This window comes from Pseudoxanthomonas sp. JC1303 (assembly GCF_058448525.1).
Map to the genome: position 1 here is coordinate 2722584 of NZ_CP185958.1, position 12321 is coordinate 2734904.

General features: G+C 67.5%; 9 protein-coding genes. 2 read left to right on the top strand and 7 right to left on the bottom strand.

Annotation, left to right across the window (positions count from 1 at the left end):
• Nucleotides 1-33: 33 nt before the first annotated feature.
• Together ggpS and ACORQU_RS12115 are read right to left on the bottom strand one after the other, a co-directional pair.
• On the bottom strand, nucleotides 34-2409 hold the full coding sequence (gene ggpS, locus ACORQU_RS12110; RefSeq protein ID WP_491641413.1) for a glucosylglycerol-phosphate synthase: 2376 nt from the start codon (nucleotides 2407-2409) through the stop codon (nucleotides 34-36).
• Between the two features lie 12 nt (nucleotides 2410-2421).
• Nucleotides 2422-3645, bottom strand: coding sequence for an MFS transporter (locus ACORQU_RS12115; protein ID WP_491641414.1), 1224 nt, complete (start codon nucleotides 3643-3645; stop codon nucleotides 2422-2424).
• Between the two features lie 224 nt (nucleotides 3646-3869).
• Here ACORQU_RS12115 and ACORQU_RS12120 point away from each other — a divergent pair, with 224 nt between their 5' ends.
• The gene (locus ACORQU_RS12120; protein ID WP_491641415.1) at nucleotides 3870-5228 is read left to right on the top strand and encodes a cation:proton antiporter; all 1359 of its coding nucleotides are present in this window, start codon (nucleotides 3870-3872) and stop codon (nucleotides 5226-5228) included.
• Nucleotides 5229-5289: 61 nt separating this feature from the next.
• Nucleotides 5290-5595 carry an FmdB family zinc ribbon protein gene (locus ACORQU_RS12125; RefSeq protein ID WP_491641416.1) on the top strand — a complete coding sequence of 102 codons (306 nt, stop codon included), beginning with the start codon at nucleotides 5290-5292 and terminating at the stop codon, nucleotides 5593-5595.
• 458 nt (nucleotides 5596-6053) lie between these two features.
• On the opposite strand, the gene ACORQU_RS12130 is transcribed toward ACORQU_RS12125, so the two are convergent.
• The 5 genes from ACORQU_RS12130 to ACORQU_RS12150 all read right to left on the bottom strand — a co-directional run bounded on the left by ACORQU_RS12130 (nucleotide 6054) and on the right by ACORQU_RS12150 (nucleotide 12175).
• Nucleotides 6054-7487: an NTP/NDP exchange transporter gene (locus ACORQU_RS12130; protein WP_491641417.1), complete on the bottom strand. Its 1434-nt coding sequence runs from the start codon at nucleotides 7485-7487 to the stop codon at nucleotides 6054-6056.
• A gap of 117 nt (nucleotides 7488-7604) precedes the next feature.
• A complete protein-coding gene (locus ACORQU_RS12135) occupies nucleotides 7605-8603 on the bottom strand; it encodes an SDR family oxidoreductase (protein ID WP_491641419.1) in 999 nt (332 codons plus the stop codon).
• 269 nt (nucleotides 8604-8872) lie between these two features.
• A complete protein-coding gene (locus ACORQU_RS12140; protein ID WP_491641420.1) occupies nucleotides 8873-9688 on the bottom strand; it encodes a MipA/OmpV family protein in 816 nt (271 codons plus the stop codon).
• Nucleotides 9689-9726: 38 nt separating this feature from the next.
• On the bottom strand, nucleotides 9727-11163 hold the full coding sequence (locus tag ACORQU_RS12145; protein WP_491641421.1) for an NTP/NDP exchange transporter: 1437 nt from the start codon (nucleotides 11161-11163) through the stop codon (nucleotides 9727-9729).
• Between the two features lie 40 nt (nucleotides 11164-11203).
• Nucleotides 11204-12175: an oxidoreductase gene (locus ACORQU_RS12150; protein ID WP_491641422.1), complete on the bottom strand. Its 972-nt coding sequence runs from the start codon at nucleotides 12173-12175 to the stop codon at nucleotides 11204-11206.
• Nucleotides 12176-12321 lie beyond the last annotated feature (146 nt).

Consider the following 12321-nt stretch of genomic DNA (forward strand, 5'->3'; position numbering starts at 1 on the left):
CCGGCCCCGTCGCAGCTGCCTGGTCGATCGCGATCAGGCGGCGTGGTGGCGCTGCTGGGCGAAGGTCCGGGCCTTCTTCTTGCCGGTGGGCCCGCTGAGGGCCGGCGTGGTCGAGGCGCGCACCGCCTCCAGGAACTCCTGGCCCCAGCGATCCACGTCGTAGTACTCGACGATGTCGTAGAGCTGGCGCAGGCGGTCACCGGCCTCGTCGTCGGGCATCTGCAGGGCCTGGGACAGCGCGGCGGTCAGGTCGGCCTGGTCGTGCGGGTTGGTCAGCACCGCGCCCTTGAGCTCGGCGGCCGCGCCGGCGAACTCGCTCAGCACCAGGATGCCGTTGCCGCCTTCGATGCCCTGGGTCGCCACGAATTCCTTGCCGACGAGGTTCAGGCCGTCGCGCAGCGGGGTGATCCACATGACCTGGGCGGCGGCGTAATGCGCCACCACCTCCGCGAACGGGAAGGCCTGGGCAAAGAAGCGCACCGGCGTCCAGTCCAACTGAGCGAAGCGGCCGTTGATGCGGCCCACGGCCTGCTCGATCTGGTTCTGCAGCTGGCGGTAGACGGTCATTTCCTTGGCCGCCGGCACGCAGATCATCAACAAGGTGACCTTGTTGTACAGGTGGGGATGCGACTCGAGCAGTCGCTCGAAGGCTTCCAGCTTGGCCAGGGTGCCCTTGGTGTAGTCCAGGCGCTCGACCGACAGCACCAGCTTGCGGGCGCCGATCTCACGGCGCAGCTTGTAGATATTGTTGCGCACGTCCGGATTGGACAGCACGTCCTTGATTCGGCGCAGATCGGTGCCGACCGGATGCGCGCCCAACGCCACCTCGCGTCCGGCCACGCGCAGGCGGGTGGTCATCGTGTCCAGGCCCACCGCGCAGCCGTAGGTGAGGAAGCGCGGCGCGCAGCTTTCGCTGCGCAGCCGTTCGACCGGGGCCACGCCGCGCACCACGTCCACGAAGTTCTCCACCTGGCGCGGAATGTGGAAACCCACGTAGTCGCACGACAGCAGGCTGCCGATGATCTCCTTGCGCCAGGGCACCACGTTGAACACGTCGGCCGAGGGGAAGTAGGTGTGGTGGAAGAAGGCGATCTTCACGTCCGGGCGCATCTCGCGCAGGTAGGCCGGCACCATCCACAGGTTGTAATCGTGGATCCAGATGGTCGCGCCCTCGGCCGCCTCGGCGGCGGTGGCCTCGGCGAACTTGCGGTTGACCTTGAGGAATACCTGCCAGTCGTCCTCGCGGAACTTGGCGCGTTCCCAGAACACGTGCAGCATCGGCCAGAACGCTTCCTTGCTGAAGCGCTTGTAGAAGATGTCCACCTCCTGCTTGCTCAGCGGAACGCGCGCGGCCGTCAGGTTGGGATATTTCTCATCGACCGTGGTGTGGGTCTGGAACGGCCCACGCTTGGGGTCGTCGATGCTCCAGGCCACCCACGAGCCGGTCTGCCCGCCCTGGAAGAACCCCAGCAGCGAGGGAATGATGCCGTTGGGCGACTTGGGCTGGCGGCGCACCACCTCGCCGTCCTCGAAGAATTCCTCGTAGGGCAGGCGGTGGTAGACCATCAGCAGCTCGGCCTTGCCGGTCGGCGCGGTGCGCGAGACCGGCAGGTAGGGGTCGTCCTTGGCCAGCAGCTTGAAATGGTTGATCGCCTCCAGGATGCCGCCGCAGCCGGGCTGCTCGGCGTGCAGCACATCGCTGAGCGAGCCGGTGGCCTCGATCAGCGCCGGCTCCGAGTCGCCCACGCAGACACCGCGGAAGCCGGCCATGTACATCGACAGGTCGTTGAGGGTGTCGCCGGCCACCAGGACCTTGTCGCGGGGCAGCTTGAGCTGCTTGGACAAGGCCTTGAGCGTGCGGCCCTTGTCGGTGTCCGGCGGCAGGACGTCCAGGTAGCGGTCGGCCGAGTACAGCACCGAGCAGCCCAGCTGTCCCACGGCTTCTTCGATCTGCGGGCGCAGCTGGGTCAGCGTTTCGGGATCGCAGAAGTACGAGCAGCGACGCTCCTGCGGCACGTCCTGGCGGACCAGGGCGGGGAAGGCGCGCATGGCTTGGGCCACGGTCTGTTCGCCCGGCCAGCGTCCGTCGATCTTGGACTGCAGGGGCTGCAGCGGCAGCAGGCTGTGCCCGTCGACCACGGTCGCGCCAACGTCGCAGACCACGTAGTCGGGGCGGGGGATGGCCGGGTCGGTCAGCAGCGGCATGACCGCTTCCAGCCCGCGGCCGGTGATGAAGATCAGGCAGATCTCGGGATGCTGGTCGACCAGCCGGTAGAGGCGGTGGCGCTGGTCGGGGCTGCCCGCCAGGAAGGTGCCATCCAGGTCGGTGGCCAGGATCAGTTTCGGCTCGGGCCGGGCCTGGGTGGAGCGGGGTGAGGTGTTGCGTGCGTTGGCGGTCAATTCACTCAATGGAAGTCCTCTTTATGAAGGCGAAGGGGTTTCGGTCTCGGGCATGAGTTCCAGGGCGGAAGGGGTGGTGCGCAGCATCGGGCGGAAGGGCGCCTCGAAGGCGCGGTGGCGGGCAAAGCGCAGGCGGGCCAGCAGATAGGCCGCCAAAGCCAGCAGCATCACCGCGAAGTACATCGGCAAGGCCTGCGGGCCGAAGCGCTGCATGGCGCCGCCAGCCAGGGCCGGGCCGATGGCCGAGCCGACGCCGTTGACCAGCAGCAGGCTCGAGCAGCCCGACAGCAGATGCTCGCGTGGCAGGTAGTCCAGCATGTGGGCCACGGCGAACGGATACATCGAAAACGCCAGACCGCCGAACAGGAAGTACAGGCCGAACAGCCAGCGGTGCTCGTGTTGGACGCCCGGCAGCAGCATGCACAGGGCCACGCCGGCCGCGGCCAGCGCGACCAGTGCCAACGCCGCGCGGCGGTCGCGGCCATTGCTGATCCGGCCCAGCGGCACCTGCAGCAGGGCGCCGCCGACGATGGCGGCCAGCATGAACATCGCCACCCCGCGCGTATCCAGGCCCACGCGCCCGGCATACACCGGCGACAGGCCCCAGAAGGCGCCCATCGCCAGGCCGGACAGGGCCGCGCCGACCGTGGCCGCCGGCGCCAGCGCATAGAGCTGGCGCATGGTGAAGCGCGACATCTGCGGAATCTGCGGCTGCTCGGCGCGGGTGGCGCTGACCGACATCACTGCCGCGCAGACCAGGATGGCCGCCAGGGTGAACAGCGTGGCGTGGGCCATGCCGCCCCAGCCGAACAGTACCTGCCCCAGTGCCAGCGCGGACAGATTGATCATCATGTACAACGAGAACACCCGGGCCCGGCGACTGGCATCGGGCTCGGCGTTGAACCAGCTCTCGATGGTGGTGTACAGGCCGACCAGCGCGATGCCGGTGATCAGCCGCAACACTCCCCAGGTCCAGGCATGGACCCAGACCGGATGCAGCAGCACGGCGATGGCCGCCAGCGCAGCAAAGAAGGAAAACGCGCGGATGTGCCCGATCCGGCGGATCAGCGGCGGGCCGATGAAAGTGCCGAAAAAGAAGCCCGCAAAGTAGCCGGACATCACCAGTCCCAGCGTGCGGTCGTCAAAACCGGCCTCGGTCCCGCGGACCGCCAGCAACGTACCCAGCAGCCCGCTGCCCGTCAGCAACAGGGCAACGCCCAGCATGAGAGTCGTGAGCCGCAGCATCAGTGCGACCTGCTCGGGAAAAGGGTGCCGGTCACCGCGGAGATCATAACATATTGATTCGTATTGAAAAAGTGGCGTGTCTGCCGCGTCGGCATCGGCGTGTTCCGGCGCCTTGCGCGTCCTCGCGTGCCGGCGGGATCGCCGCGCCTGTCCTGTCCCCGGGGCTTGCCGTGGGGCAACGCGACCTAGACCATCATGCCCCTTGCCAGGATGAAAGCCCCGTCGTGAGCCCCGAACTTGTCTATCTGCTGCTGATCTTTGGCCTGCTGGTCATCCCGCGTTTCCTGCAGCAGTTCAAGCTGCCGGCGCCGCTGACCTGCCTGCTGTTCGGGGTGGCCGCGATGCTGGTCCTGGGCCGCAAGTCGCACGATGAGGTGGTGGCCCTACTGGCCACGCTGGGCATCTCCTCGCTGTTCCTGTTCGCCGGGCTGGAGGTGGAACTCAAGGCGCTGCGCCGGGGGCTGTGGCCGCTGGTGATCCACCTGGTCATTCGCCTGCTCACCCTGCTGGCGGTGGGCTGGCTGGGCTGGCGCTATGCGCATCTGTCCTGGCAGGCGTCCGGACTGCTGGCCCTGGCGCTGTTGACCCCATCCACGGGCTTCATCATCGACACCCTGGGGCGCCTGGGCCTGGACGAGAAAGAGCAGTTCTGGGTCACCAACAAGGCCATCGCCGGCGAACTGCTGGCCCTGGTCAGCCTGTTCGTGGTCCTGCAGGCGGCCAATCCGCCGCTGCAGATCGCCGGCTCCTCGCTGGCGCTGCTGGCCATGCTGCTTGGCCTGCCGCTGCTGTTCGTGGCCCTGGGGCGCTGGGTGCTGCCGCATTCGCCGGGCTCGGAGTTCTCGCTGCTGGTGATGGTGGGCGTGATCGCGGCCTACATCACCTATTCGCTGGGCGTGTATTACCTGGTCGGCGCGTTCATCACCGGCCTGGTCGCGCGCCTGCTGCGCCAGCGCATGCCCAAGCTGGCCTCCCACGACAATCTGCACGCGGTGCGCCTGTTCGCCAGCTTCTTCGTGCCGTTCTATTTCTTCAATGCCGGCACCAAGGTACCGGCCGGCGCGCTAAGCCTGGAGGCGCTGGGGATCGGCCTGGCGCTGACGGCGGTGGTGCTGCCGCTGCGGGTCGGGGTGATCTGCGTGCAGCGCAAGCTGATGTTTGGCGAGGCGTTTTCCACCGGCCTGCGCGTGGGCACGGCGCTGGCGCCGACCCTGATCTTCACCCTGGTCCTGGCCGGCATCCTGCGCGATCGCTTTCATGTGTCCGACGCGCTGTTCGGCGGGCTGCTGCTGTACGCGGCACTGACCACCCTGCTGCCCTCGCTGGTGTTCCGCACCCCGTTCGACGTCGATCCGGTGGAGAACGAGCCCGAGCACCTCGCTCCGGCGGCCGGCGGAGCGGCGTCGACCCTGATGGCGCCGGGGACCTCCGAATGGCACGCCAGCCGGGCCCCAGCCGGCGGCGTGGTCAATCCCCCGCCGCCGATGCCGAGCCCGGGGTCGCAGACCGCCAGGTCAGCGCCGGAGGTCGCCGACGACGGTCCGTTGCCTGAGGACAGCGGCCGCACCGACCGTACCGCTTGATTCGGCGGCCCGCAGGCCCCACCGTTGCGACCTCTCGCGTTTGCCTGACCACTTCACTGCCATGCCGATCTACGCCTTCCAATGCACCACCTGCGGCCACAGCTTCGACCGTTTGCAGAAGCTCTCCGATGCCGACCCAGACACCTGCCCCAGCTGTGGGGCGCCCACGGTGAAGCGACAGGTCACCGCGCCGTCGTTCCGGCTGGCCGGGGGGGGCTGGTACGAGACCGACTTCAAGAAGGACGGCGACAAGAAGCGCAACCTGGTCGAAGGAAACAGTGGTGGCAGTTCGACGCCGGCTGCCACCGCACCGGCCGCCAGTTCACCGGCGCCGAGTTCCGGTGGTTCTTCGGGCAGCAGTGACTGAAGTGGCCGCGGCGGTCAGAACGCCGGGGCCTGTCTGACCTCTTGGCGAATATCGCCAAGGGGCCGGACGCTTGAAAGAGGCAACCGGTCGGCGCGCTTCCTGGCGGCTTCGCTGGGCCAGGGCTGCGCTCCGCGGCGCCAACGTGCGGCGGCCGGCATCGTCCGGGCGAGCCAGCCACGGCCTGCGTGGACGGTGCGCTGGTGCAGGGTCGGTTTCCGGCTGGTGCGAAGGTCTTGGACCCTCGGTCCTCGGCCGAAGCCAACGCTCTGATGGGCAAGCCGTCGGACCACACGTTTCGTGACAAGGAAGAGATTCCCCGGGGCCTGCCTGGCGTGGGTCGATCGGTCCGGTCGGCCGTGTGCACGAGGCGCAATCCAGTGATGGCGGCTTGCATGTTGTCCCGAGTGCTGCGGGTCATGGATCCCGTGGTCCGGTCGCCGACTCGGGCGCGCATTGGGTCATGGGGTTGATTCGCGCGCCTGGACATCGAACCGCTTGCCGGGCGGCTGGGGCGTATCGATCGTCCTGGTGCTGCTCGAAACCCGGACGCCCCGGCTCACCGCGTGCGGCGAGCGCAGGATGGACCGGTCGTGTTGACCGCAGGAGCCACCGGACGCGGTGTCCGCCGATGGCCGTGCAGAGCGTCGAGCCTGTGCACGCCCCACCCACAGGGCGAGCGCCATCCATCCCAATGCCAGCGGCAGCACCGCACCAACCAAGCCGCCCATCGCCATCCCCAGCCGACTCAGCGCGCCCTCGGTCTGCGCACCGACCACGTCGCCTGCGCGATAGACGAAGGTGTCGATGAGGGCCTTGGCCTTGTACTTGTCTTCACGGTCGACCACGGTGAACAGCGCCTCGCGCGCTGGCTGGGCAATACCACGCTGCACCGCACGGGTCCCTGCTTCCAGCAGGACCAGACCCAGGAAGGAGCCGTAGACCGCCAGCCCGAGGAAGCCCAACGCGGTGGTCACGGGCAGGAGCGCCAGCGTGAGGCCCAGGCCGAAGCGTTTGATGATCCTGCTGGCCAGGGTGAGCTGCAGCATCAGCACCGCCACATGCGTCCACATGTCGATCTTGCCGAGGATCGCCGTCCTCATGTCCAAGTCGTCGGCGATCGCCTCGACCATCTGCAACCGGGTGAAATACACGAACGTCACCATCACCGCCGTCAGCAGGACGTAGCCAGCGACGCCGCACAGATAGGGGGAGCCGAGCACCGAGCGGATGCCGGCCCAGGCGCTGCCGCCGATGCGCCCGCGCTCCTCTGAACGTGACGGTGGCCCAACGCCGTCCTCGATCGCCCGGCCCGGCGCGATCCACTGCAGCAGCCAGGCAGCCAGCATGCCCAGCAGCAGAAAGCCACTGGCGACCAGCAGCAGGCTGGACGTGCCCAGCGATGGGGCCAACACCGACGTGAGCCAGGGGCCGAAGATCGCGCCGAGCGTGCCGCCCACCGAGACCAGGGCGAAGAAGCGCTTGCCCTGATCGCTGGTGAAGTGGTCGGCTAGCAATGCCCAGAACACCATCGTCGCAAACAGGTTGAACACGTTGAACCAGACGTAGAACACCTGGCTGCTCACCGCTGCCACGCCTCCCGGCGCAAATGTCATCAGGCCCCAGAATCCCAACAGGCTCAGCGCCAGGAAGCCGTAAGTGGCGCCGATGACCTGCGACCGCTTCAGGCGACCGACCACCCATCCGAACAGCGGATTCATCGCCAGCGTCACCACCGCCGTCACGGCGATGAGCGAGCGCACGCTTTCGATCCCGTGTTCCAGGCCCAGCGCGTCGCGCGCCGGTCGCAACAGCATCAATGCCGTCAGTACGAAGAACAGGCACAGCGCGGCGGTCAGCACCTGTCCCCCTTCTCCGCGGCGGAGGTTGAACATGGCCTGCCACGGGCGTGAGCGACGCGAGGCTGTCGACATTTCGGTTCGGCTCATGGGGCCTCCCGGCCACAGTCGCGTCCGGGAGGCGGGCAGGGGAGCGCTTGGGTGAAGTGGCGATCAACGGCGCAGCGCGGGGAAGCGCACGCCGGTGATTTCTTCGGAGACCGCCCACAACTGAGCCGACGCTGCCGAGTCCTTGGCGGCGGCGGGGACTGTCGCAAGGCCGAGCGGGCCGCGGATCTCGCGGTCACCGATCGGGCCGTAGTAGGCGCCACCTTGCGCCTCGGGCGCAGTGGCGGCGTACAGCGTGGGCACGGCGCCCTGGGCCGCGGTCTGGAGGTGCTCGCGCATGGCGGACCACTGACGACCCTGGGCGCTGTCCAGGCCCGGGCCGCGCGCAACCAGCTCGGTCACCGCGACACCGGGATGAGCGGCAACGCTGCGAATGCCCCAGCCAGCCGCGTCGCTACGCCGTTGCAGTTCGAATGCGAACATCAGACAGGCCAGCTTTGACTGGGCATAGGCGACCATCGGCACATAAGCCTGCGTGGACTGCAGGTCATCGAAATGGATGCCGCCCTTGTGGACGGCGATGCTGGACAGCGTGACCACGCGGGGAGCAGCACTTTTGCGCAGCAGCGGCAGCAACTCGGCGGTCAGCACGAAATGGCCAAGGTAGTTGGTGGCAAACTGCAGCTCGAAGCCGTCAACGGAGGTGCCGCGTTCCGGCGGCGCCATGATCGCGGCGTTATTGATCAGGCCATCCAACCTGGGCAACGTGGTGCCAAGGCGCCCGGCCAGGGACCGAACCGAAGACAGGTCGGCGAGATCGACGTGCTCGAACTGGACCTGGGCCTCGGGGACCGCCTGCCTGATCTGATCGATCGCCTGCTGGCCGCGTTGGGGGTTGCGTGCGGCGATGATCACCTGTGCGCCCGCGGCTGCCAGCGCCTTGGCGTCCTCGAAGCCCATGCCGCTGGTGCCTCCGGTGATCAGGACGATGCGACCGGCCTGGGAGGGCATGTCGGCCAAGCTCCAGTCGGATTTGGGTGGGCTCTGCGCCAGCGCGGTGCCTGAAGAGAGCGCGTAGCCCAGCAGCACGCCAAAGGCGGCCAAGTGGCTGCGCCATCCGGAACGCGTTGCGCGCGTGTCGTTCGTTTGCGGTAAGTGGATCATTGGTCGGTCCTCACGGTTGGTAGGAGATGGATGCATTGAAGGAGGGGTGACACGGTTGGTGGTCTGTGTCGCGTTGGCAGCTGACGATCCGCGGCTCGACTTTGATGTCGGTCCTGGCCGGCCAGGGGGACGGGGATGGAACCTGCTTGGCGCCGGGCATGTCTCGGCAACGCGTCCGATGGCTCGCGCGCATCAAGATCGAGGCTTTCTCAGAAGCGCCTGCTCAGGCCCAGGACCAGGCGCCCGATCCCGTTGTTGCGATGGCGGCCAGCTCCATCGTGGTCCGACTCCAGCAGTGGGCTGTCGCTGATCTCGCTGGGCAGGAACTGGTACTCGACTGCCCCGAGCAGCTGCCATTGCGTCGATCCGATCGCATGCGTCGTCATCAGGCCGATCTTCGGAACAACCGCTGATCCAGGCGAATACGCGGTGACGCCGCGCGCGACCTCTTCGTCCAGGATTCCGAAGTAATAGCCCGCAAGATCCGAGGACATCCGGCTGGCGCCCACGTTGGCCGTGAGCGTGGCGCCGTCGAACAGCCAGGTGTAGCGGTAGTCGAGGGAAATCTCGTAACCGTCGCTGGTATCGGTGATGTCATGGACGGCCTCAAGCGAGATCGCCCCCCACGTCGAGCCGAAGGTCGCGCGGAGGCCAGCGTCCAGACCATCGTCGCGATCGCTCAGCAGGCTGGCTTCCACGCCGTTGGCCAGAAGCTCCGAACGCCCCAGGTCGTGGATGTCGAAGCCGTCCATCCGGGCGGACAAGATCGCGTCGAACGTGAAACGACGGGATTGGTACAGGTGTACGCCGCCGGACGTCCCGCGGAGGAAAACGTGCGTTCCGTCATAGCTGACCAGCGGAAACGGCCGGACGCGCGATCCCTCGCCCGCATAGGGGCTGTCGATGACGGCCACGCCGGCGCCGACCGACCAGTTCCCTGAGGGTGCAGGCAGCTCTTGGGCAAACGCGGTGGCCGGAAGAGCGAGAAGTGCGAGCTTCACGAGCGCGCGTGAGGTCATGTTCATGCAGTGGTTCCTTGGGGCAAGGGTCGGAATCCCGACGGTCAGAGTTCGAATGGCCTGGGCCGCCTCGGTCGCACGGAGCGGGGCGTGGTGCGGGCTATGAGGGGGACGGGGGTGTCGCCGGCGGGGTTTGCAGGCACAGGCGCGGTGCTTTCAGGCGCTGGCGCCGCCACGCGTTGCAGTTGAGCGCGGCCGAGCCAGAGACCGAGGGCCGCCCACACCAGCGCCAGCGGAACGACCACGCCGACCAGCCCACCGACGGCCAGACCCAGCCGTCCCAGACCGCCTTCGGTCTGCGCGCCGACCACATCGCCGGTGCGGTACATGAACGTGTCGACGAAGGCCTTGGCCTTGTACTTCTCTTCGCGGCTGACGACGGTAAACAGCGCTTCGCGCGCAGGCCGGGTGATGCCGCGCTGGACCGAACGGTTGGCTGCCTCCAGCAGGATCAGCACAGCGAATGAGCCGTAGATCGCCAGCCCGATGAAACCGAGCGCGGTGACGATCGGCAGGATCGCCAGCGCTATGCCGAGACCGAAGCGCTGAATGATCTTCCCCGTCAAGGTGAGCTGGAGGCCCAGCACCGCGATCTGCGTCCACATGTCGATGTTGCCCAGGATCGCCGCGCGCGCATCCATGCTGTCCGACACCGCCGCGACCATTTGCAGGCGGGTGAAATAGATCACCGTCGCGACCACGGTCATCAGCAGGACGTAGCTGGCGATGCCGGTGAGATAACGCGACTGGAACACCGCGCGCAGGCCCGCCCAGGCGCTGCCGCCGATGCGCTCGACTTCGCCAGGGAGTCCACCCGCCGCGACGGTGACATCCGGTCCGGTGCGGTCGGGCGCATAGCGCACGAGCCACCAGGCCGCTGCAACGGCGAGCAGCAGGAAACCGCCGGCAACCAGGAGCATACTCGGGGTGCCCAGTGGCTGTGCCAGTTGCGAGGTGAGCCAGGGACCGAAGATTGCGCCGAGCGTGCCGCCCACCGAGATCAGGGCGAAGAAGCGCTTGCCCTGGTCGCTGGTGAAGCGGTCGGCCAGCAACGCCCAGAACACCATGGTGACGAACAGATTGAATACGCTGAACCAGACGTAGAACACCTGTCCGCTGCGCTGGCCCACCGCTTCTGGTGCGAACGTCAGGAGCGCCCAGAAGCCCACCAGGCTCAGCACGAAGAATCCATAGGTCACGCCGATGAACTGCAGCCGCTTCAGTCGGCTGACCAACCAGCCGAACAGCGGATTCACCGCCAGCGTGACCGCCGCTGTGCCGAGGAACAGCCAGCGGATGCTCTCGATTCCGCGTTCCATGCCCAATGCGTCGCGCGCCGGTCGCAACAACATCAGCGCGGTCAGCACGCAGAAGAAGAACAATGCCGCGATCACGACCGGGCCGATCTCCTCGCGTCGAAGGTTGAACAGGTGATGCAGCAGGCGGGGACGCCGCCGCGCCGTGGTCACGGTCTGATTCATGGGAGAAGGTCCTGATTCGGAGGAAAGCCGCGTTGCGGCATTAGTCGGAAGCGCGCGAGGGGTAAGGCGTGCCGCTGAGTTGTTCGCTGATGCGCCACAAGCGCGTGCTTGTCCGGGCATCCGTCGCGGCCTCGGGCACGCGTGCGAAACCCAGCGATCCGCGCATTTCCATGACGCCGGTTGGTCCGTAGTAGCTTCCGCCGCGCGCATCGGGCGCGGTAGCGGCGTACAAGGTCGGCAGCGCGCCGCGCGCAGCCGGCTGCAGGATGAATCTCCCCAGGGTGCGGCGGACCACGCCGTTGTTGACCTGGAGGTTGGTGCGTGAAACCCCCGGATGGGATGCGATGCTCCGCAGGCCCCAGCCAGATGCATCGCTACGGCGCTGCAGTTCGAACGCGAACATCAGGCAGGCCAGCTTGGACTGTCGATAGGCATCGCCGGGGTCGTAGTCCTGCTCGAACTGGAGATCCTCGAAGTGAATCGCCGCGCCGCGGCGCGCGGCGATACTGGACAGGGTGACCACGCGCGGCGCGTCGGATTTGCGCAACAGCGGCAGCAACCTCTCGGTCAGGGCGAAGTGGCCGAGATAGTTGACGGCGAACTGCATCTCCAAGCCGTCCTCCGAGACCCCACGCTCCGGCGGCTCCATGATCCCCGCGTTGTTGATCAGCACATCGAGGCGGGGCAGCGTTGCATTGAGGCGCTCGGCCAGTGCGCGGACGGAAGCCAGGTCGGCCAGGTCGAACTTCTCGTACTGCACCTGCGCGTTTGGCGCGTCTTGGCGGATGCTCGCGAGCACGTCTTCGCCCCGCTCCAGGCTGCTATGCGATGCGATCACGACACGCGCGCCAGCAGCGGCCAACGCCTTGGCGCTCTCGTAGCCAATGCCGCTGGTGCCGCCTGTGACCAGGACGATGCGCCCGTCCTGCGAGGGCATGTCGGCCAGGCCCCAATCCGGCTTGGGTTGCCCCTGGGCGATCGGGCTGCCCCCTGCGCACGCAGACAAGAGCAATGTGCCCACTGCGGCGATGTAGGCTCGCCACCTGGAAAGCGTTTTGTGCGCGGTCCCTTCGACGCCTGCGCCCGTGATGTGGGGACGTCGGGAACCGAATGCGGCGACTTCGCCGTGGCGCTTGTTCCGTTGCTTGCCGAACGGAA